This window comes from Mesorhizobium quangtriensis (assembly GCF_040081925.1).
Lineage (GTDB): Bacteria > Pseudomonadota > Alphaproteobacteria > Rhizobiales > Rhizobiaceae > Mesorhizobium_K > Mesorhizobium_K quangtriensis.
The window spans coordinates 653,429-675,807 of sequence record NZ_JBEBMF010000002.1 but is presented as its reverse complement, the minus strand read 5'-3'; the positions used below and the strand labels follow the sequence as shown (position 1 = coordinate 675,807).

General features: G+C 64.1%; 11 protein-coding genes. 4 read left to right on the top strand and 7 right to left on the bottom strand.

Annotated elements, in window-relative coordinates:
- Nucleotides 1-202: 202 nt before the first annotated feature.
- The 3 genes from ABMA32_RS11865 to ABMA32_RS11855 all read left to right on the top strand — a co-directional run bounded on the left by ABMA32_RS11865 (nt 203) and on the right by ABMA32_RS11855 (nt 12,440).
- Nucleotides 203-8,761, top strand: a complete 8,559-nt coding sequence (locus tag ABMA32_RS11865; RefSeq protein WP_349013965.1) for a glycoside hydrolase family 94 protein — start codon at nt 203-205, stop codon at nt 8,759-8,761.
- Between the two features lie 234 nt (nt 8,762-8,995).
- On the top strand, nt 8,996-10,768 hold the full coding sequence (locus ABMA32_RS11860; protein ID WP_349013964.1) for a glucan ABC transporter ATP-binding protein/ permease: 1,773 nt from the start codon (nt 8,996-8,998) through the stop codon (nt 10,766-10,768).
- A 913-nt stretch (nt 10,769-11,681) separates the two neighbouring features.
- Nucleotides 11,682-12,440 carry a heme ABC transporter permease gene (locus ABMA32_RS11855; protein WP_349013963.1) on the top strand — a complete coding sequence of 253 codons (759 nt, stop codon included), beginning with the start codon at nt 11,682-11,684 and terminating at the stop codon, nt 12,438-12,440.
- Here ABMA32_RS11855 and ABMA32_RS11850 read toward each other — a convergent pair.
- The 5 genes from ABMA32_RS11850 to ABMA32_RS11830 all read right to left on the bottom strand — a co-directional run bounded on the left by ABMA32_RS11850 (nt 12,437) and on the right by ABMA32_RS11830 (nt 17,778).
- Nucleotides 12,437-13,861, bottom strand: a complete 1,425-nt coding sequence (locus ABMA32_RS11850) for a protein adenylyltransferase SelO (RefSeq protein ID WP_349013962.1) — start codon at nt 13,859-13,861, stop codon at nt 12,437-12,439. The genes ABMA32_RS11855 and ABMA32_RS11850 overlap by 4 nt on opposite strands.
- A gap of 67 nt (nt 13,862-13,928) precedes the next feature.
- Entirely contained in the window at nt 13,929-14,975 is a 1,047-nt protein-coding gene (locus tag ABMA32_RS11845; RefSeq protein WP_349013961.1) for a sulfate/molybdate ABC transporter ATP-binding protein, read from the bottom strand.
- 10 nt (nt 14,976-14,985) lie between these two features.
- Entirely contained in the window at nt 14,986-15,897 is a 912-nt protein-coding gene (cysW, locus tag ABMA32_RS11840) for a sulfate ABC transporter permease subunit CysW (protein ID WP_349013960.1), read from the bottom strand.
- On the bottom strand, nt 15,887-16,750 hold the full coding sequence (gene cysT / locus ABMA32_RS11835; RefSeq protein ID WP_349013959.1) for a sulfate ABC transporter permease subunit CysT: 864 nt from the start codon (nt 16,748-16,750) through the stop codon (nt 15,887-15,889). Before cysT ends, cysW begins: the two co-directional genes overlap by 11 nt.
- Nucleotides 16,750-17,778: a sulfate ABC transporter substrate-binding protein gene (locus ABMA32_RS11830; RefSeq protein WP_349013958.1), complete on the bottom strand. Its 1,029-nt coding sequence runs from the start codon at nt 17,776-17,778 to the stop codon at nt 16,750-16,752. The genes cysT and ABMA32_RS11830 overlap by 1 nt, the downstream gene beginning before the upstream one ends.
- Before the next feature lie 378 nt (nt 17,779-18,156).
- Between ABMA32_RS11830 and ABMA32_RS11825 the strand changes: the two genes are divergently transcribed.
- Nucleotides 18,157-19,530 (top strand): caspase family protein, encoded by a 1,374-nt coding sequence (locus ABMA32_RS11825; RefSeq protein ID WP_349013957.1) that lies wholly within the window; start codon nt 18,157-18,159, stop codon nt 19,528-19,530.
- A gap of 1 nt (nt 19,531) precedes the next feature.
- On the opposite strand, the gene ABMA32_RS11820 is transcribed toward ABMA32_RS11825, so the two are convergent.
- The gene (locus tag ABMA32_RS11820; protein ID WP_349013956.1) at nt 19,532-20,209 is read right to left on the bottom strand and encodes a M15 family metallopeptidase; all 678 of its coding nucleotides are present in this window, start codon (nt 20,207-20,209) and stop codon (nt 19,532-19,534) included.
- 62 nt (nt 20,210-20,271) lie between these two features.
- Nucleotides 20,272-22,371, bottom strand: coding sequence for a penicillin-binding protein 1C (gene pbpC, locus ABMA32_RS11815; protein WP_349014724.1), 2,100 nt, complete (start codon nt 22,369-22,371; stop codon nt 20,272-20,274).
- Nucleotides 22,372-22,379 lie beyond the last annotated feature (8 nt).

Sequence of the window (22,379 nt, the reverse complement as noted above, 5' to 3'; positions counted from 1 at the left end):
ACGAAAAAGCCTCAATCCGACCATCCTCACGATGGCCTGTCCGCGCTTTTATCGATACAACGTCAACCGGTTCCACGAGAGCTGTTTTTGCCCTGTTCAATCACGAGGCGGAGCGAAGCATGCTGCATTGCAACCAATCGACGCTAAAACGGTTTAGGCTTGGTCCCGCGGTTACGCGGTTGGGCATCCAATTGGTTTTTGCATGAATATTCAAAGCGATCCCGAGCGTCTGAAGCAGACCGCGCATCAATTTCCCGCGCCGCCCGAAGAGCCGATCAGAGACCAGTATCTGCACGAGGACCGTCTCCGCGCGCTGGGTGAGAGCCTTGCCCGTAACGAGATACCCTCTCTTTTTGGCATGGAGCCCTTCGAGTTCCAGAAGCGCATCCGCGAGGACGCCGCAAAAATTCTCGACGTCTATCGCACCACCAATGCAGCCCAGGCGCGCGGCGAGATGGTGACGCCGGCGGCGCAATGGCTGCTGGACAACAATTATCTGGTCGAGGAGACGATCTATCAGATCAAGCGCGACCTGCCGCGCCGCTTCTACCGCGAACTGCCTACAATGACCCTTCCGGACGGCACCACTGTTCCGCGCGCGCTGGCGCTTGCTTGGGTCTATGTCGCGCATTCCGATAGCCAGGTCTCGGGCAACACATTCAAGGCCGTTGTCGAAGGCTTCCAGTCCATCGAGCCTATGAAGATCGGCGAGTTGTGGGCGCTGCCGTCGCTGCTACGCTTCGTACTGGTCGAAAACCTTCGTCGCATTGCCGTCCGGGTCAACCGTGCGCGCGGGATGCGCCAGATCGCCAACGAGATCGCGGATCGGGTGCTGGCGACGCCCGACAACGACGAGGATCTCAGGGTTCTCGCACCGTACGCCGCCCACGCGCGCGACACCACCTTCGCCACCCAGCTTCTCTATCGCCTGCGCGATGGTTCGCAGAATTCGAGCAAGGCGCTCAACTGGCTGGAGCGTGAGCTGGAGCTGTCCGGCTCCGACGCCGAACAGATCATCATCAAGGAGCACCAGACGCTCTCCGCCGGCAACGTCACCACCGGCAACATTGTCCGCGGCCTGCGCCTCATCAACGATGTCGAGTGGACCGGCTGGTTCGAGGATGTCAGCCGCATCGATGCACTGCTGCGCGAACGCACCGACGTCGCCGCGCTCGATTTCCCGTCCCGCGACCAGTACCGCCAGGCCATCGAGGAACTGGCGCGGCGCTCTGAACGCACGGAATACGAAGTGGCCGAGAAGGCGACGGAGCTTGCCGGTCTGGTCGGACAGCCCGCCAGCGATGCTCAGGGTTCGGACGAAACCAACATTGGTTTCTTCCTTGTCGGCTCCCGCCGCCCGGAGCTGGAAAAAGCTATCGGCTACAGGCCGCCCTTCGGCACCCGGCTTTTGCGCGCTTTCCGCGCCACGGGCTGGGCCGGTATCGTCGTTCCTGTCTTCCTGCTCACCGCGCTGCTGATGACCATGACCGGCGTTGCACTCAGCGCCATTGGTCTGCCCGACTGGGCGGTTGCTCTACTGCTTATCCTGTTCGCGGTCCCTGCCAGCGAAGGTGCGCTCGGCTTCTTCAACACGCTTGTCATGCAACTGCTGAAGCCGACGCGGCTTGTGGGTTACGAGTTCAAGGAAGGCGTGCCGGCAGAAGCGCGCACGCTTGTCGTCGTGCCGACGCTTATCGGCTCGCGTGACGACGTCGAGGACGCCGTTCGCAAGCTCGAAGTGCATCATCTCGCCAATGCCACCGGCGAGGTGCATTTCGCGCTGCTTTCGGACTGGCCCGACAGCAAGGTCGAGCAGGACACGGCCGATGACGAGATCCTGGCGTTCGCGCAGGGCGAGGTAGATCAACTGAACCAGCGCTATCCGGCCGGAGAGGGCGCCGCGCCGCGCTTCTATCTCCTGCATCGCCGTCGTCTCTACAATCCCTCGCAAAAGGTATGGATGGGCTGGGAGCGCAAGCGCGGCAAGCTGCATGAGCTCAACCTGCTGCTGCGGGGCGACCCCGACACGACCTTCCTTCCGCTGGCGAGGCCGCTGCCGCAGGGTGTCGTCCATGTGATGACGCTCGACGCCGACACGCGCACCATGCGCGACGCGGTCGACCGGCTGGTCGGCAAGCTCTGCCACCCGCTCAACCGTCCAGTCATCGACGATAAGACCGGCAAAGTCATCGCCGGCTATTCCATCCTCCAGCCGCGCGTTACGCCATCTCTCACGACCGGCGACGAGGCGTCGTTCCTGCAGCGCGTCTTCTCGTCCAATCGCGGCATCGACCCCTATGTCTTCGCCGTCTCCGACCTGTATCAGGACGTGTTCGGCGAGGGCACATTCACGGGCAAGGGCCTCTATCACATCGATGCGTTCGAATCGGCGCTGGAGGGTCGCATCGCCGAGAACGCCGTGCTCAGCCACGACCTTCTTGAAGGGGCGCTTTCGCACGCGGCCCTGGTGACGGATGTCGAGGTGGTCGAGGACTATCCGACCCGTTATTCGGTGGACGCATCGCGCCAGCATCGCTGGGCGCGGGGCGACTGGCAGTTGCTGGGTTACATCTTCGATCCGAAATCTGGCGTGCCGGCTCTGTCGCGCTGGAAGATGATCGACAATCTGCGTCGTTCGCTGACGCCGATCTTCTGGGTGCTCGCGGCGATCGCCGGCTGGACGCTGCTACCGTTCACTCAGGCGGCGCAGTGGCAGGCGTTGCTCATCCTTGCGCTGTTCATGGCGCCGACCTTCGATATCGTCGATTCCATCCTTCCGAAGAGCACGGAAGCTACCGCGCGCGGCCATTTCACGGCGCTGTTCCGCGATGTGGCTTTCGGCACCGCCCTGGTGGCGCTGCGTGTCGTCCTGATGGCGCACAGCGCCTGGATGATGGGCGATGCCATCGTGCGCACGCTCTATCGCATGTTCGTCAGCCGCCAGAACCTGCTCGAATGGCGCACCGCCTCGCAGGCGGCCAAGGCAGGCGACAACACGATCGGTTCCTATTATCGCCTGATGTACGGTGCGGTCATCATCGCCGTTGTCGGACTGATACCCCCTGTTGCCGCGGATTCCACCGGCGCGTTCGTTGCCTTCTTCTTCTTCCTGTTCTGGGCCGGATCGCCCGCCTTCGCGTGGCTGATCAGCCGCTCGGCCGAAACCGAGGACAGGCTGATCATCTCGCGTTCGGATAAGGCAACGCTGCGCACCGTTGCGCGACGTACCTGGGCCTATTTCGAAACCTTCGTCACGGCGGAACACAACCATCTGCCGCCGGACAATTTCCAGGAAAAACCACAGCCTGTCGTTGCGCCGCGTACCTCGCCGACCAACATCGGCGTCTATCTGCTGTCGATCGTCTCGGCGCGCGACTTCGGCTGGATCAGCCTGTCGGACGCGGTCGCGCGTATCGACGCGACCATGACGACCATCGAGAAGATGGAACGCCATCGCGGCCATCTCTTCAACTGGTACGACACGACCAGTTTGCGGCCGCTCTATCCGCTGTACGTGTCGAGCGTCGACAGCGGCAACCTTGCTGGTCACCTCGTCGCCGTGGCCGCCGCCTGCTCGCAATGGGCCGAAGCGCCGTCCGTGCATCTCCAGGGCGATTTCGACGGCATCCTCGACTGTGTGACGATCCTTGAGGAAAGCCTTGCCGAACTGCCAGACGACCGCAGGCAACTCCGGCCGCTGCGCCAGCGCCTGCACGACCGCATCGTCGGCATGCGGCGCGCCGTCGGCACCATCAAGACTCAGCCGGAAATTGCCTCGATCCGAACGATCAACCTCACCGTGCAGGCGAGCGAGATCCGCAAGTTGGCGGTCGCCATCGACACGGAGGCCAAGTCGGCGCGCAGTGCTATGCTTTCCGACTGGGCGGCGCGGCTGGCGGCCACCTGCGAGGCGCATGTTCAGGATGCTCATAGCGACGACCAGTCGGTCGCGGCGCTTCGGCGCTCGTTGCTGGCGCTCAGCCAGCGCTGCCGGCAATTCGCCTTCGAGATGGATTTCTCGTTCCTGATGCGGGTGGAGCGCAAGCTGCTCTCCATCGGCTACCGCGTCGAGGCACACCAGCTCGACGAGAGCTGCTACGACCTGCTCGCCTCGGAAGCACGGCTCACCAGCCTTTTCGGCATCGCCAAGGGCGACCTGCCGACCGAGCACTGGTTCCGGCTAGGCCGTCCGCTGGTCGAGATCGGTTTCCGCGGTGCGCTGATGTCGTGGTCCGGCTCGATGTTCGAGTACCTGATGCCACCGCTGGTGATGAAGGAGCCGCAGGGCGGCATCCTCAACCAGACCAGCCACCTGATCATCAAGCGCCAGATCCAGTACGGCCGCGAGAAGGGCATTCCGTGGGGCATTTCCGAAGCCGCCTACAATGCGCGCGACCGCGAACTGACCTACCAGTACACCAATTTCGGCGTTCCCGGGCTCGGCCTGAAGCGCGGGCTAGGCCAGAACACGGTCATCGCGCCTTATGCGACCATCCTTGCCGCGCAGTTCATGCCGGGCGAGGCGGTGGAGAACCTCGAGCGCCTGAACGCAGCCGGTGCGTTAGGCCGCTATGGCTATCACGACGCCGTTGACTATACGCCCGAGCGCGTGCCCGAGGGTACCGACCATCAGGTCGTCTACAACTACATGGCCCATCACTCCGGCATGTCGATCGTCGCCGTCGCGAATGTCGTCTTCGAGGGGCGCATGCGCGATCGTTTCCACAGCGATCCGGTGATCGAGGCAGCCGAGCTCCTGTTGCAGGAAAAGGCGCCGCGCGACATCCCCGTGGCCCCGGTCAGGACCGAAGCCGACGAGCGGGTCAAGGTTCTCGCTGTCGAGGAAAGCCCCGACACCCGCATTATCCTCAATCCTGCTCAGGCGCTGCGCTCGACCAGCCTGATGTCGAACGGCCGCTATTCGGTGATGGTGACTGCAAACGGCTCAGGGTCCAGCCGCTGGGGCGAGCAATCGGTAACCCGCTGGCAGGCCGACCCGACCGAGGACCGGCTGGGCTCCTACATCTTCCTGCGCGATGTCGCGACCAACGATTGGTGGTCCGCCACCACCGAGCCGAAGCAGGCGCCGGGCGAGATTTGCCAGACCCATTTCAGCGACGACAAGGCGACGTTCGTGAAGTCCGTCGGCACGCTGCGCAGCGAGGTCGAGTGCATCGTCGTCTCCGAAGGCAATGGCGAGGCGCGCCGCGTCACCATCTTCAACGATGGCCCCAGCGACCGCATGATCGAGGTCACCTCCTTTGCGGAGCTGGCGCTTGCGCCGGAGGCATCCGACAACGCCCATCCCGCCTTCTCCAAGATGTTCGTGGAGACGGAAATCCTGCCCGACCATAGCGCCATCTTTGCCGAGCGGCGCAAGCGCTCGGCCAGTGACGCCGACATCGCGCTGGCGCATTTCGTTACCGACCCGACCGGCGTGCGCGAGGCCGAGGCGGAGACAGACCGCCGCGCCTTCATCGGTCGTGGCCGCTCGATCGCCGACCCTGCTGCCTTTGATCCAGACGCGCGGCTCGGCGGCGGACACGGCTTCACGCTCGATCCGGTCATCTCGCTCAGGCGGCGCGTGCGTGTGCGCGCCAGCAAGAAGGTATCCATAACATTCTGGACCGTGACCGGGGCCAACCGTTCCGAAGTCGAAAAGGTCGCGGCGCGGCTCAATCATGCCGAGAGCTTCGAGCGGCAGGCCATGCTTGCCTGGACACGCAGCCAGGTTCAGGCGCGCCACATCGGCCTCAGCCTCGCCGACGCCGCCAACGTCCAGAAGCTCGCCTCCTACATGATCTACCCGGATCCGTTCCTGCGGCAGCCGGCGGAGACGATCGCCAGCGGCCTCGGCCGGCAGGCCGCGCTCTGGCCGATGAGCATTTCGGGCGATTTCCCGATCTTCGTGCTACGCATCGGCGACGTGGCCGACCTCGAAATCGTCGCCAGCGCTCTGCGCTACCAGGAGTACCTGCGCGGGCGGGGCATGGTCGCCGACCTCGTCATCGTCAACGAACAGGCATCGTCCTACGTACAGGATTTGCAGCAGGCGATCGAGCAACTCTGCGAGAACAGCCGCATACGCGGCTCCGAGCTCGGTCCGCGCCAGCACATCTTCGCGGTGCGCCGCGACCTGATGGACGACGCCTCCTACAAGACGCTGCTGGCCGTGGCGCGCGTCGCCATGCACACCCGCAACGGCCGCATCTTCGACCAGATCGAGCGCGCCGAAGCCGCCGCGCTCGCCGCCCGAGACCAGATCAGGACGGCGATATCGGGCACGGGCGAGGGTGCCGCCAAACCGGCCGAGCCTGTCGCACCCGCGCCGGTGCGCGCCGGTCCGGCGCCATCCGGTGACGGTCTCGCCTTCTGGAACGGCTATGGCGGCTTCGATCGCGACGGCCGCGACTATGTGGTGCGGCTCGGGGCAGGGCGCTCGACACCGCATCCGTGGATCAATGTCATCTCCAATGCCGCGTTCGGTTTCCACACGTCGGCCGAAGGCGCATCCTTCACGTGGAGCCGCAACAGCCGCGACTACCAGCTCACGCCATGGACCAACGACCCGGTGGTCAACCGCCCCGGCGAGGCCTTCTATGTGTACGACCACGCCGGTGGCCGGCTCTTCTCGCCCTTCGCCGCTGTCGCGCGCGACTCCTCGACCGCCTACGAGGCCCGGCACGGGCAGGGTGTCTCCACCTTCACGGCGAAGCGTGGCCCGCTAACGCTCGAACTGACGCAACTCGTGGACGCAGACGATCCGGTCAAGCTGTCGCGGCTCGTCATCCGCAACAGCGGTTCGCTCGCCGCGCGCCTGCGCGTCTACGGCTACGCTGAATGGGTGCTCGGCAACGTCAGGGCTAAATCCGCGCCGACCATCGTGCCCTCGATTGATGCCGCGACCGGCGCGCTACACGCGCAGAACCCCTACAGCCTCGATTTCGGCGACCGCGTCGCCTTCCTGGCCACCGACGGTGCCACGCAGTCCGTGACCGCCGACCGTGCCGAGTTCATTGGCCTTGGCGGCTCCGTCGATTGTCCGAAGACTGCCGCAGCCGGGGCAACGCTCTCCGGCAAGGTTGAGGCCGGCGTCGATCCTTGCGCTGCGATGGCGCGCGATGTCGAGGTGCCGCCCGGCGGCGAGGTCAGCCTGCTCTGGCTGCTCGGCGACGCCGGTTCGGCCGAGGAAGCCTCGGCGCTCATCCAGAAACACAAGGCTATCGCCTTCGCCGACAGGCTGGCGGCGACCGAAACCCGGTGGCGCGGCTTCCTGGACACGGTGCAGGTCGAGACGCCCGATCCAGCCTTCGACGCCATGGTCAACCACTGGCTGCCCTATCAGAGCCTTGCCTGCCGCATCCGCGCGCGCTCGGCCTTCTACCAGGCGTCCGGGGCGTTTGGCTTCCGCGACCAGCTGCAGGACACGCTGTCCCTGCTGCTTCACGATCCGTCACTGGCGCGCGAGCAGATACTCAACGCGGCGCGCCGCCAGTTCGAGGCGGGAGACGTCCAGCATTGGTGGCTGCCGCGCACAGGCGCGGGCGTGCGCACCATGATCTCGGACGACGTAGTGTGGCTCGCCTATGCCGTCCACCGCTACATGCGGGTCACGGGCGACGAAAGCATCCTAACCGAGCAGTTGCCCTATATTCAGGGCGAAGCTTTACAGCCCGGCCAGCACGATGCCTTCTATACGCCTGAGGTGACCGAGCACACGGCTACAATCTACGAGCATTGCGTTAAGGCGCTCGACCTCGCCATCCAGCGCACCAGCGCCAACGGCCTGCCGCTCATTCTCGGCGGCGACTGGAACGACGGCATGAACCGCGTCGGCGAGGAAGGGCGGGGCGAAAGCGTCTGGCTCGGCTGGTTCCTGTTGAAAACGCTCGGCAATTTCACCCGGATCGCCAAGGCGCAGGGCGATCTGGAACACGCCAGGGCCTGGGACGAGCATGCCCACAAGCTGAAGCAGGCGCTGGAAACGGCTGCCTGGGATGGTGAATGGTACAGGCGTGGCAGCTATGACGACGGCACGCCTCTCGGTTCGCGCCAGTCGGACGAATGCCAGATCGATTCCATCGCCCAGTCCTGGAGCGTCATCTCCGAAGGCGGTGACCCGATCCGCTCGCGCACCGCCATGGAAGCGGCGAGCGCGCGGCTTGTGGACGAAGAGCTCAAGCTCATCCGCCTGTTCGCCCCGGCCTTCCACGACACGCCGAAGGAGCCGGGCTACATCAAGGCCTATCCGCCGGGCGTGCGCGAGAATGGTGGGCAATACACCCATGCGGCGACATGGTTCGTCATCGCGCTGGCCGAAATGGGCAAGGTAGACGAGGCCTGGCAGTGTTATTCGCTCCTCAACCCCGTCAACCATGCGCTGGACGAGAAGTCCGCCGAACAGTACCGCACCGAGCCCTATGTCGTTGCCGCAGACGTCTATTCTTCGCCCGACAAGGGCGGGCGTGGGGGCTGGACGTGGTACACGGGCTCCGCCGGCTGGATGTATCGCGCAGCGGTCGAGAGCATTCTCGGCATCAGCCGGCAGGGCAATCGCTTGAGCTTCAAGCCGGCGTTACCAAGCCAGTGGGACGGCTACCGCGCCACATTGCGGCTTTCCGGTGCCGTTTACCGGGTGGTTGTGCGGCGCGAAGAAGGTGCTGACCGGGCAATCGAGATTGACGGCGTCAGGCAGCCGGGCTCGGAAATACAGTTAAGCGACGCCGGAGAGCTTGAAATCGCGGTAATCATCCCGAAATAGACTGGCGAAAATTATCACGGAACAGGCATCCCTTGCCATCATTTTGCCGCAAGCGTGCCTTTTTTGCTTAATTCTCAATCCGTTAGGAGATCACGGCTCGTTACATCCGGTTTCTGTTTGTTGTTCAGAAAATCGGAACGGAACCTTTTGCGACGCATTGTGTTGCGACCCGGGACAAGCTACGAGATTTCCAATGGTGCGCTGCACAATTTTTTCGATGACGAGGTAATTGCGTTGTCTTTGTTCGAAATTTACTGGAGGGCACTCCGGTATCTGCGCGCGGATGGGAGGCGTGTCGCCTTCATTTGCGCGGCGAACATCGTTCTCGCTATCGTCGCCATAGCAGAGCCGATCCTCTTCGGCCGCATCATCGACGCCATCTCCGACAAGCAGGATCTGGTGCCAACCTTGGCTCTCTGGGCCGGGCTCGGCGCCTTCAACATCGTTGCCTTCGTTCTTGTCGCGCGAGGCGCCGATCGGATCGCGCATGCGTTGCGCGCGTCCGTGCTTTGCAATTCCTTCGAGCGCGTCATCACCATGCCGCTGTCCTGGCATCACGAGCGGGGCACCTCCAACACGCTGCATACGCTGTTGCGGGCCGTTGATGCGATGTTCACGCTTTGGCTGGAGTTCATGCGCCAGCATCTTTCGACCGTCGTGGCGCTGGTACTGCTGGTGCCCACCGCGCTGGCGCTGGACATGCGTATGTCCATGGTCCTGGTCGTGCTTGGCATTCTCTATGTGATGATCGGCCGTCTGGTCATGCGCAAGACCAGCGAAGGCCAGCGTTCGGTCGAGAAGCACTATCATCAGGTCTTCGGCCATGTGACGGACTCGGTCGGCAACGTGGCCGTGCTGCAGAGCTACAATCGCGTCGGCCAGGAAGTCGAGGCGCTGCGCAATCATGCCCGCTCGCTGCTGTCGGCACAGAACCCGGTTCTGGACTGGTGGGCGCTGGCAAGCGCGCTGCACCGGCTTTCGTCCACCATTTCCATGATGGTCGTGCTGCTCATCGGGGCGTTTCTGGTCTCTCGCGGCGAACTCAGGATCGGCGACGTCATTGCCTTCACCGGCTTCGCGACACTGCTCATCGGCAAGCTCGACCAGATCTCGAACTTCGTGAACCAGGTGTTCGAATCGCGCGTGAAGCTCGAGGAATTCTACCGGTTGGAAGACGCCGCGATTGCCGCCGAGGAGCCTGCGGGCCTTCGCGAGCTCGACCGGGCTGCCGGAAACGTGCGCTTCGAGGGGGTCGATTTCGAGTTCCCGAATTCGGGGCAGGGCGTCAGCGACGTATCCTTCGAGGTGAAGGCGGGCCAGACCGTGGCCATCGTCGGCCCGACCGGCGCGGGCAAGACGACGCTCATCAATCTGCTTCAGCGGGTGCATTCACCGCAGCACGGTCGCATCCTGATCGACGGTGTCGATATCGCGACCGTGACGCGCAAATCGCTGCGCCAGCAGATCGCCAGCGTGTTCCAGGATGCCGGGCTGTTCAACCGCTCGATCGAGGAGAACATCCGCATCGGCCGCGAGGGCGCGATCAATGACGAGGTCCATGCAGCGGCGGCGGCTGCCGCTGCGCATGACTTCATCCTCGCCAAGAGCGACGGCTACGATACGCCGGCCGGAGAGCGCGGCAGCCAGCTCTCGGGCGGCGAGCGCCAGCGCATCGCCATTGCCCGCGCCATTTTGAAGGATGCCCCGATCCTAGTGCTGGACGAGGCGACCAGTGCGCTCGACGTCGAGACCGAGGCGCGCGTCAAGGAAGCCATCGACAGACTGCGCGCAGGCCGCACCACCTTCATCATTGCGCACCGCCTGACGACGGTTCGCGACGCCGACATCGTTATCTTCCTGGACAAGGGCCGGATCGTCGAGATGGGCGGTTTCGCTGAACTCGCTGCCCGCAACGGCCGCTTCGCCGGCCTGTTGCGCGCCGGCGGCCTGCTGACCGATGCGGAGGTCCGCCGTGTCTCGCATATAGCGGTCGAAGAAGCCGCCTGAGAGAGACTGCCGTCCTAGGCGGCAGAAGAGCATTTATCGCGATGTCGCTGCTCTGGATTCCGGGTCCGCTCCGCGGCGCCGGAATGAGACAGGATAAACCGGCAATGCAGGGCGTTTGAAGCGCCCACCGACATTGCTGCTCACCCATGTGGCGGAAATATCAGGCGGACAGAGGGGGCGCTGTCCCGCCGACCTCGCGAACTTTCGGCACGAAAAGGCACCGACAGGGATCGGTCTGATCAACGGGCCGAAAACACTCCGCGTGTGTGGATAGTTTTTCGCAACTGGAAACGCAGAGCACTGAAATCGCTCGCTTTTCGATTTTTCCTTCGCAACTGGATTCACGCGGCTTTCGCCTCCCGCATACTCCACCCCATCGCCCTCACGGGAACCTGGTGCGCACCGGGTGTCAGGGAGGGCGGCGGCGCCGGGTCGGTCAATGCTGCGGTGGTATTGGCTGGGTGATGAACCCTCAGGTCCGGGCCCTCATGGAGACCAGCGGCAACGGCTGTGTCCTCCATCGGGGCAAGAACGCCGGCGGGGCGCGGGAGACCGGCCACGTTACTAAAAATATGAGAGGCTCGGCCCCGTGCCCCGCTTCCCGACTTCTCCGTCCGTGGCAGGGAGCGCTCTTTGAAACAGCCAGACTGCGAAAGCAGGGCGTGGCAACGGGAAAGTGCGGCCTATGCGATTGGGGTTCCTCGCCCCTGCGAAGCGGGGGAGAGGTGGATCGGTCCGCAGGACCGAGACGGTGAGGGGCAGCAACGGTCCGCGTTAAAGCGGCAACGGCAGATGCCGCCAAAGACCCCTTCTCCCCCCCCCGCTTCCAGGGGCGAGGAAAGGAGCCGCGCGACGCGCCATGCGGCGCATGGTGCGATTGCAGCGAAACCAACAGAGGTCTATCTAGCCATGTATGAGCGAAACCAGCCAGACAGTCCGGCGCTTTTCCGATCTCGCCAACCCGACGCGGTTCCTGGCGCTGGCGGATCGTCTGCTGCCGTGGCTGGCGGCCGTCACCGCGGTCGTGCTGGCGATCGGCCTCTGGCTCGGCTTTGCTGCGCCGGAGGATTACCAGCAGGGCAGCACTGTCAGGATCATGTACATCCACGTTCCGTTCGCCTGGCTTTCCATGTTCTGCTACACGCTGATGGCGCTTTCGGCGCTTGGTACGCTGGTGTGGCGGCATCCACTGGCGGACGTGGCGTTGAAGTCCGCCGCGCCCATCGGCGCCGTGTTCACCGCGCTCGCGCTCGCCACCGGCTCGATTTGGGGCAAGCCCATGTGGGGTACATGGTGGGTCTGGGACGCGCGGCTCACTTCGGTCTTCGTGCTGTTCCTGATGTATCTCGGCATCCTAGCGCTGACGCGGGCGCTGGACGACCCGTCCAAGTCGGCGCGGGCCGCCGCGGTCATCACGTTGGTCGGCTTCATCAACATCCCGATCATCAAGTTTTCGGTCGACTGGTGGAACACGCTGCACCAGCCGGCCTCTGTCTTCCGGCTGGACGGGCCGACCATCGACGCTTCCATGCTCTGGCCGCTGCTCGTCATGGCCGTTGGCTTCACGCTGCTTTTCCTGACGCTCCACATCGCCTCGATGCGCACGGAAATCTATCGCAGGCGGGTGGCCGCAATGCGCCAGGTGGCGGCGCGGCGGGCGGATCGCGTCTAACGCCTGACCGAATAGGCTTCGCGCATCTGCGCAATGTCCGCCAGCTTGCCGTGGAACACCGACCAGTCGTCGCTGTCGGCAATCGGCTTCCAAAGCGCCTCGACCTCGTCGATCAGCATCGTGCAGGGCGTTGGGCGGCTGAAATAGGCATGGTCGAGCCGAGTGCCTGCTGCGGGCTGATGCGCTGCGATGGTGGCGAAGACAGGCTCGAAATTTTCCTGCGCGTAGAATTCGGCCGACGGGCTTGTCGCCGCCCGTTTCTCACTCGCTCTGCCGCCATGCCAGTCGAAGAAGAACTGCTCGAAAGGCATCTTCGTGTCGATCAGGAATTTCCAGACTGAGCGCACCAGAGCCAGCGTCGTTTCCCCGCTTTGCGGCGCCAGCCCCAGCCTGCGCAGCATCGCCGCGTTGAAAGAGTGTTGGAACATCGGCTCGAAGCCGTGCAGGATGTCCTCCAGCTTCGATTTTTCGGCAATGGGCAGCAGGCATTCGGCAAGCCGCGTCAGGTTCCAGAGCAGCGTGTCCGGCTGGCGGCCATAGGCATAGAGGCCGGTTTCGTCGAAATAGGCGGCCGTGAAGGCCGGGTCGAGCACCGGCAGGAACCGCCACGGCCCGTAGTCGAAGCTTTCGCCGGTGACGTTGATGTTGTCGGTGTTCAGCACGCCGTGGGCGAAACCGGCCAGCATCCAGTTCGCGCCGGTCGCCGCGACCAGCCTGCAGACCTCTGCCATGAAGGCAAGCGCCCGCTCAGCGCCGTTATCGCGCCAGAGATGTGGCATGTAGGTGCGGATCGCGTGATCGATCAGCTTGCGCATGTTCTGGTACTCGTCGAGATAAAGAAGCCGCTGGAAGCTGCCGATGCGGATATGCGAGTGGCTGAGCCTGACCAGCACCGAGGAGCGCGTGGGCGATGGCTCGTCGCCGCGCATCAGGTCTTCGCCGGTTTCGATCAGGCTGAAGCTTTTCGACGTGTCGACGCCCAGCGCCTCCAGCATTTCCGTCGCCAGCACCTCGCGCACGCCGCCTTTAAGCGTCAGCCTGCCGTCGGCGGTGCGCGACCATGGCGTGCGGCCGCTGCCCTTGGTCGCGAGGTCGAGCAGGCGGCCATCCTTGAGGTCGTGCGCCTGCCCGAACAGGAAGCCGCGCCCGTCGCCGAGGTCGGGGTTGTAGGTGCGGAACTGGTGGCCGTGATAACGCAGCGCCAGCGGCGTCGGCAGGCTGCCGGGCAGGGCAGTAAAACGCCCGAAATGCTCGATCCATTCCGAGTCGGTCAGGCTGCCGAGCCCGATGCGTTCAGCCCACCGCTGGTTGCGAAACCGCAGGATGTGCTGCGGGAACGTCGCCGGCGCGACCTCGTCGAAGAAGTCACCGCCAAGATTGGCGTGGGCAATGGACGGGCGAAAGTCACGGGCGACAGGCATGGCTACTCCGGCCGGGAGAGCCGGCTCTGCCTGACATGTAGCGTCAACCGTGGCCGAGGACGAGGCCCTAAGCCACCTGTGCTGGAAACACCTTGTAGCGGCGAGGGCGGAAGGCGACCCGGCTCTGCTGCGCGGCGGGGTGGCCGACCGGCAATTCGACCTCGACGCGCTGGCGATCGCCGCCGATCTCCAGTTCGACGCGCCGCGTCCCGGCGACCCGCCGCGATCCCGCCACCGTACCGGCGATGCAGCCGCCGCAGCCGTCGAGCAGTTCGATCTCCTGCGGGCGGAAATAAAGCGTCGCGTTGCCGTCCGGCACATCATTGGCGCTGAGCCCGATCATACGATCGGCAAGCCACAGCTCGCCCTTGTCGACCCTGACCGGCAGCGAGCTCGACTCGCCGATGAAGCCGTAGACAAAGGGGGAGTTGGGGGTGTCGTACACGTCGTCGGCGGTGCCGACCTGCTCGATACGACCCTGGCTCATGACGACCACGCGGTCCGCGAGTTCCAGCGCTTCCTCCTGGTCGTGCGTCACGAAGACCGTGGTGTGGCCTGTCGTGTCGTGGATTTCTCGCAGCCAGCGCCGAAGCTCGCGGCGCACCTGCGCGTCGAGCGCGCCGAAGGGTTCGTCGAGCAGCAGGACTTTTGGCTCGATGGCGAGCGCCCGGGCGAGCGCGACGCGTTGGCGTTGGCCGCCGGAGAGCTGCGCCGGATAGCGCTTCTCAAGCCCGGAAAGCTGGACGAGATCGAGCAGTTCCGAAGCGCGGCGGCGTATTTCGGCTTTTTCCGGCCTTGTCGCGCCGGGGCGCACCTTCAGGCCGAAGCCAATGTTGTCGGCGACTGTCATGTGCCGGAACAGCGCATAGTGCTGGAACACGAAGCCGACATTGCGCTCCTGCACCGTGCGGTGCGATGCATCCTCGTTGCCGAAGAAGATCGAGCCTTCGCTCGGGCGCTCCAGCCCGGCGATCAGCCTCAGCAGCGTCGTCTTACCCGAACCAGACGGCCCGAGAAGCGCGATCAGTTCGCCCGAGCGGATGTCGAGCGAGACGTCGTGCAGCGCCGGAAAGTGGTTGAATTCCTTGCGGACATGGCGGATCGAAACGTCCACTCTATCGCTCCTAGTGCTTCTTGGATGCGGCGATCTCGTCGCCATATCGGTATTCGAGGAAGGATTTCAGCACCAGCGTGACGAGAGCCAGGCTGGCGAGCAATGCGGCGACTGCGAAGGCCGCGACGAAATTGTACTCGTTGTAGAGGATTTCCACATGCAGCGGCATGGTGTTGGTCAGGCCGCGTATGTGGCCGGACACCACCGAAACCGCGCCGAATTCGCCCATCGCACGCGCGTTGCAGAGCAGGACGCCGTAGAGCAGCCCCCATTTGATGTTGGGCAGCGTGACGTACCAGAAGGTCTGCCATCCGTTGGCGCCGAGCGAAAGTGCTGCTTCCTCGTCGCCGGAACCCTGATCCTCCATCAGAGGGATCAGTTCGCGTGCGACGAAGGGGAAGGTGACGAAGATCGTCGCCAGCACGATGCCGGGCACGGCGAACAGGATTTCGATGCCGTAGCTCTTCAGCCAGGGACCGAGCACGCTGCCCGCGCCAAAGAGCAGCACATAGACCAGACCGGCAATAACCGGCGAGACGGAGAAGGGCAGATCTATCAGCGTGATGAGGAACGCCTTGCCCTTGAATTCGAACTTGGCGATGGCCCATGCGGCAGCCACGCCGAACACCAGATTCAGCGGTACGGCTATCGCAGCGACCAGCAGCGTCAGCCGGATCGCGCTGATCGTGTCGGGGTCCCCGAAGGCGGCGAGAAACTCAGGAACACCCTTTCGGAAGGCTTCGAAGAACACCGAAACCAGCGGCAGGATCAGGAAAAGGGCCAGGAAAAGCAGGGCGAGCGTGATCAGCACCGCCTTGGTCAGGGGCGATTCCGTCGTGGCGTTCTTGTAGCGCTGTGCACTCACGTCGCGCAGACTAGCGGAGCCGGAGCGCTCGGGCAAAGCGGTGGCCTCAAGCGCCATAGCCATACCTCCTGCGGCTCCATGCCTGGATCAGGTTGATGACGAAAAGCATTGCGAAGGAGATCACCAGCATGATCGCGGCAACAGCAGTCGCGCCGGCATAGTTGAATTCCTCAAGGCGGATGACGATGAGAAGCGGCGCGATTTCCGAGACATAGGGAATGTTGCCGGCAATGAAGATGACCGAGCCGTACTCCCCCACCGCGCGGGCGAAGGCGAGCGCGAAACCCGTCAGCACCGCCGGTGCGAGACCGGGGAGGATAACGCGCGTGATCGTCTGGAACCGGTTCGCGCCGAGCGTGGCCGCGGCCTCCTCGACCTCTCGGTCGATTTCTTCCATCACCGGCTGCACTGTGCGCACGACGAACGGCAGCCCGATGAAGATCAGCGCGATGACGATGCCGAGCGGCGTGAAGGCGACCTTTATGCCGAGCGGCGCCAGCAACTGGCCGACCCAGCCATTCGGCGCGTAGATCGCGGCAAGCGCGATGCCGGCGACGGCCGTGGGCAGGGCAAAGGGCAGGTCGACCGCCGCGTCGATGATCCGCCGTCCCGGAAAGCGGTAGCGAACCAGGACCCAGGCCACGAGGACGCCGAAGATGACGTTGACTACAGCCGCGATAAGCGACGCGCCGAAGGAAATCTCAAGCGCCTTCAACGTGCGTTCGTCGGTCGCGATCGCCCAGAAATCGGCCCAGCCGAGTTCGGCCGAGCGCCAGGCGACGCCGGATAGGGGAATGAGGATGATCAGCGTCAGGTAGACAATCGTGAAGCCGAACGTCAGCCCGAAACCCGGGATGACGCTCGGCCTCCTGAATTGCCACCCGCGCGAGGCGGAGGCTGTTGTGGTCATCAGTTGGTTGGCTTGTATATCTGATCGAACACGCCGCCGTCACCGAAATGATAAGGCTGTGCCTTCGCCCATCCACCGAAGATCGGGTCGTCGATGGAGATGAGTTCCAGCTTGGGCAGCTTCTGCAGGATTTCCGCAGGCACCACGTCGGGGTTCGACGGGCGGTAGAAGTGCTTGGCGGCGATCTGCTGGCCTTCGTCGGAGTAGAGGTAGTTCAGATAGGCCTCGGCGACCTTGCGGGTACCCTTGGCGTCGACATTGGCGTCGACGATGGTCACGGGCGGCTCTGCCAGAATGGAAGAGGGCGGAACGACGATTTCGAACGCGTCCGCGCCGAATTCTTCTCCGGCGAGCGCCGCTTCGTTTTCCCATGCCAGCAGCACGTCGCCGATCTGGCGCTGCGCGAAGGTTGTCAGCGAACCGCGCGCGCCGGTGTCGAGTACTGGCGTCCGCTTGTAGATCTCACCGACATACGCCTTGATCTTCTCCTGGTCGCCGTTGAACGCCTTGTTGGCCCAGGCCCAGGCAGCAAGATAGTTCCAGCGGGCGCCGCCGGAGGTCTTGGGGTTCGGCGTCACGATCTGCACGTCGCCCTTCACCAGATCGCCCCAGTCGTGAATGCCTTTGGGATTTCCCTTGCGGACGAGAAAGACGATCGTGGACGTGTAGGGAGCAGAATTGTTTGGCAAACGCTTGCGCCAGTCGGCGGGGATCTTGCCGCTGTTCTTGGCGATGGCGTCGATGTCGCTTTCCAGCGCCAGCGTCACGACATCCGCCTCGAGGCCATCGATGACCGCGCGGGCCTGCTTGCCGGAGCCGCCATGTGATTGCTGGATGGTTACGGTTTCGCCGGTATCGGCTTTCCATTTCGCCGCGAAGGCGGCGTTGAAGTCCTTGTAGAGTTCCCTGGTGGGGTCATAGGAAACGTTGAGCAACGTGGTGTCGGCCATTGCGAAGCCGAGAACGCCGAGTTGCACCGCGCCGGCGAGCAGGCCGGCGAGAAGAGAGCGGGATGCGAATCTGATCATGGGTCTGCCTCCGTTGATCGCGCACAAACTCTATCAAGTTTATCGAATAAGGATTGCTGCGGGCGTTCCTTTTTTGAGGGGTTAAGAGCAAAATTCTTGTCGGCTACCGCGTGTTCGGGAATTTTCTTCCATCCCATAAGGTCAGAATAGCGGGCAACGATGGATGCCAACGCAGGGGTAGAGCCATGGTTCCATGCAAGGGTTGGCGGTCTAAAACCCCATTTGACAAGATATTTGGCGCAACCTTAGATCAGGGCTTGGCGCAGAATGGCCGGATCGAGGGCTTCCCCATTGGTATTGCGTGGAATTGTTGGTTTCCTGACGATCTTGTGCTTTTGCAGCGCCACGCCTGCGGTGGCGCAGGAGCGAGTCGCGCTGGTGGTCGGCAACTCTGCGTATCAACACGTTGCGCCGCTGCGTAACCCCACGAACGATGCCAGTGACCTGACAGCGCGGCTGGAAGGGCTTGGCTTTACGGTCTTCGGTGGAACGGACCTCGACCGCCGCGGGCTGGTGCAGGCGCTCATCCAGTTTGGCCGCGCGGCAGAGAAGGCCGAGGTCGCGCTGTTCTTCTACGCGGGACACGGGCTGCAGGTGAACGGCCAGAACTACCTCGTGCCGGTCGATGCGCTGGTGGAGTTCGAATCCGAGATCGACCTGTCGCTGGTGTCGCTGTCAGGCGTCATGCAGCAGTTGGAACGTGGCAGCAGGACGAATATCGTCTTCCTCGATGCCTGCCGCGACAACCCGTTCGCCAAGCAACTCGCGCGCTCGATGGGCAATCGTTCCGCGGTGGCGCTGAACAAAGGTCTTGGCCGCATCCAGTCCGGGTCAGGCACATTCATCGCCTTTGCCACTCAACCTGACGCGGTAGCCGCTGATGGTGGCGGCCGGAATTCGCCTTTCACGACAGCGCTGCTCTCGCACATCGCGACGCCCGGCCAGTCGATCTCCGACATGATGATCGAGGTGCGCAACGACGTTATCGCCACCACCAACGGCATGCAGGTGCCGTGGGATTCGTCGTCGCTGACTGGCCGTTTCTCGTTTGCTCCGGGATCGGCGCCCACGGCGCAGGCAAGCGAGGCACCGGCGTCCGTGATGATCGAGAAGGATGCGTACGACCAGGCCGTAGCGGTCGGAAGCTGCGGCGCGTACGAGGCCTTCCAGCGCCGTTTTCCCGACAGTTTTTATGCCGAGCTTGCGAAGGAGCGGGCCGTGACGGCGTGCGCCGCGCCCTCGCAATCGACCTCAGAAACGGTCGCAATGAACGCGCCTGTTTCTCGTGCGATCGAAAAGACCGGCGACTGCGAAACCGGGCCGTTCGAGGTGGACTACTGCGTGAGTTCCTTCCTCAAGTCGATCAAGAACAACCACTACAATCCCGGCATGATGTTCGACGGCACGCGCGAAACCGCATGGGTGGAAGGCAAGGACGGCGACGGCACCGGCGAGACGCTCACCCTGCATTTCGGCCAGGAGCGGTCGCTTGCCGGCTTCGAGATCATCAACGGTTACGACAAGGACCAGCGGACCTGGTCCAACAATTCGCGCGCCCGGATGCTGGAGGCATCGGCCGAGAACAGCCCGCCGATGTCGATCGAACTGCGCGACGTACGCGGCTCGCGTCGCGTCGATTTCGACCCGCCGCTGAAGACCTCGTATCTGATGCTGGAAATCAGCGAGGTCTATCCGGGGGAGAAGTACAGCGACCTGGCGATCAGTGAGCTTTATCCGATCTTCGCGGACTGACTCAGTCGGTCACGGGAAAATCGAAATAGCGCTTCGGGAACGGCTCGCCGTTCAGTGTGAAATGCCACCATTCCTTGCTGTAGTTGCGGAAGCCCGCCGCCGACATCGCGTCAACTAGACGCTTGCGGTTGGCGACGGCGGCAGGCGGAAGCGGTGAATAAGCAGTCGTGCTCTTCGGGTCGAGGCAATCAAAGCCGGTAGCGAAGTCGAGAGTTGCCGATTTTTGTGCTCCGCATGCCGGCTCTTTTGCGGGGCGTGTGGGCTTGATGGCTGCAATCGCGAGGTCCACCGTCGAGCCGCGCGAATGGCCGGAACGGCTTGCTATATAGCCCTGCCTGATGAGATTCCGGCGCTGCACGTTCGGATACCAGCGCGGGTCTTTCTGCCTCGACTTTCCGACCCATGCCGCGAAATCCTTGACGGCGCGGTCGGGCCGGTAGCAATCGAACACGACGAGGGTCAGTCCGCTGGGCGCGAGCGCCTTCTGCGCTTTTGACAGAGCTTCCGCAGCCTGTTTCGTCAGGATGCAGGCGGGCGCTTCGTAACCTTTCGCCGGTCGGCCGAGGAAATTGTCCTTGCCGGCATAACGCATATCCTGCCGGATCGTCGGATCGATATCTGCAAGGCGCACGAAGCCGGCGGGTAGGTCGGCGGCAATGGCCGGTAGGGGAAGGAGCATCAGAGCTGTTAGGGCGAGCGCTTTGAGGCGTGAAGGGTCGTAGAGGGCGCCGTTAGCTTCCCTCACTCGACAAACACCTTGACGCTCGTCGCGCGGCCAGCGGCGTCGATGACGGTCAGCGTCGAATAGCCGACGCCGTCCGGTTTCCAGGTCGCCTCGCGACGCCGCTCGATATCGGTCAGCGGCTTGCCGTTGGCGAGCCAGCGGAAGGGCGCACGGCCGCCCTGCAGCTTCAGTACGAGTGGAGCCGCCTCTGCGCCCGATGCGCCAAGCTCGACGCGTGCGCCATCAGGCGGGAAAACGATCCGGGGTGCTGGTTCGACGACGGATTTGGCGGAAGCCACAAGCTCGCCCTGCGCAGAGATGAAACGCTCCAGCGTCACAGGCAGGTCGCTGGCGGCGGGCCGGAATGCGCCGGCCGGCGGCCGGCGAAAGGGCGTTGTCGCAAGGCCGGACCTCACAAATCCCTCGAACAGCACTGGCGCAGCGGATTCGTAGCCGGAAATGCCGGGCACCGAACCTGAGTCCGGTCGCCCGACCCAGACGCCGAGAACATGCCGTCCGTCGTAGCCGACCGACCATGCATCGCGATTGCCGTAGGAGGTGCCCGTCTTGTAGGCGATGGCGCGCGGCGCGGCATTGAGTGGCGGCCGCACGCCTGCCAGCATGTCGGTGACCTGCCAGGCCGCCTGCGGCTCCAGCACCATGCCGTTGTCGAGCGGGGTAGGGGCTGCGGCCTCCGCCCCGTCGCGCAGCACCTTCGCCTGACCGCCGTTGGAAAGCCCGGTGTAGAGCTGAACAAGATCGCGCAGGGTGATGCCGACGCCGCCCAGCCCGATGGCGAGCCCCGGCGCTTCGCCCGGTGGCAGCGTCGGTGTGACGCCAGCCTGCCGGAACCGCGAGACGAGCCGCTGGGGTCCGACTGCGTCAAGCAGGCGGATCGCAGGCACGTTGAGCGACAGTTGCAAGGCCTGCCGGATCGTCACGTCGCCCTGATAGGTCAGGTCGAAATTCTTCGGCCGATAGCCCGCGAAGTCGGCCGGGCGATCCTCGATCATTGTCTCTTGCGCAATCAGCCCTTCCTCCAGGGCCAGCCCATAGATGAAGGGTTTCAGCGTTGATCCCGGCGAACGAAGGGTGCGCGTCATGTCGATCCAGCCGGAGCGGCTGGCGTCGAAATAGCTGGCCGAGCCGACCTCGCCGAGGATTTCGCCGGTCATCGCATCGGCAAGCACCATGGCGACGGAGACGCGCGGGCCGACCTTGCGTGCCGCTTCGAGCGCCACTGTTTCCAGCCCCTCCTGCACGCTCTTGCGGATGGTGAGCTGGCGGCGTGTTTCGCCTGGACGATTGCGCAGGGCCGTGTCGGCCGCATGGGCGGCCAGCGACGGCAAGGCGAGCCGTTTGCCCGAAACATCGTCCAGAGCGGCGCGGGCGGCCTCGGTTTCGCCGAGCAGACCAGCGTTCACCAGGCGGGTGAGCACGCGGTCGCGGGCGCTGCGGGCGCCCGCCGGGTTGCGGTCGGGACGGCGCAGCTCCGGCAATTGCGGCAACGCTACGAGTAGCGCCGCTTCGGAGACGCCGAGGCGCTTGGGCTCCTTGCCGAACCACGCCAGCGATGCCGCCCGTATGCCCTCCAGGTTGCCGCCATAAGGCGCGAGCGTCAGGTAGCGTTCGAGGATTTCCTGCTTGGAAAGCCGCCGCTCGATCTGGATGGCGCGGAACATCTGGCGGATTTTCTGGCCGAAGCTGCGGCTTTCGCGCGGCTCCAGCAGCCGTGCAAGCTGCATCGACAGCGTCGAGCCGCCCGAGACGATGCGGCCGTTCGAGGCGAACTGCATGGCGGCGCGTCCAAGCGCGATAACGTCGACGCCCGAATGCTCCTGAAAACGCTTGTCCTCGTAGGCGACAAGCATCTTCACGAATTGCGGGTCGACCTGATCGAGCGTGGTGGCAAGCCGCCAGCGCCCGTCAGGCGTCGCATAGGCGCGCAACAGTGCGCCGTCTCGGTCGACGACTTCGGGGGAGACTGCGAGTTGCGCAGGTAGGGGCGGAGGGAAGGCGCGATCGAGTGCTTCGAACGCTCCCCAGCCGACGCCAACAAGCACGACCGTCGACGCAATTGCCACGGCAGAGCGCCGCAGCCATTTGTTCGACAGCATAGTGGCCG

Bases quoted from the DNA above. Each gene is read 5' to 3' on its own strand.
- ABMA32_RS11820 (WP_349013956.1), bottom strand. From the start codon at position 20,209: ATGCTCCTTCCCCTACCGGCCATTGCCGCCGACCTACCCGCCGGCTTC.
- ABMA32_RS11865 (WP_349013965.1), top strand. From the start codon at position 203: ATGAATATTCAAAGCGATCCCGAGCGTCTGAAGCAGACCGCGCATCAA.
- pbpC (WP_349014724.1), bottom strand. From the start codon at position 22,371: ATGCTGTCGAACAAATGGCTGCGGCGCTCTGCCGTGGCAATTGCGTCG.
- cysT (WP_349013959.1), bottom strand. From the start codon at position 16,750: ATGACCACAACAGCCTCCGCCTCGCGCGGGTGGCAATTCAGGAGGCCG.
- ABMA32_RS11830 (WP_349013958.1), bottom strand. From the start codon at position 17,778: ATGATCAGATTCGCATCCCGCTCTCTTCTCGCCGGCCTGCTCGCCGGC.
- cysW (WP_349013960.1), bottom strand. From the start codon at position 15,897: ATGGCGCTTGAGGCCACCGCTTTGCCCGAGCGCTCCGGCTCCGCTAGT.
- ABMA32_RS11850 (WP_349013962.1), bottom strand. From the start codon at position 13,861: ATGCCTGTCGCCCGTGACTTTCGCCCGTCCATTGCCCACGCCAATCTT.
- ABMA32_RS11855 (WP_349013963.1), top strand. From the start codon at position 11,682: ATGAGCGAAACCAGCCAGACAGTCCGGCGCTTTTCCGATCTCGCCAAC.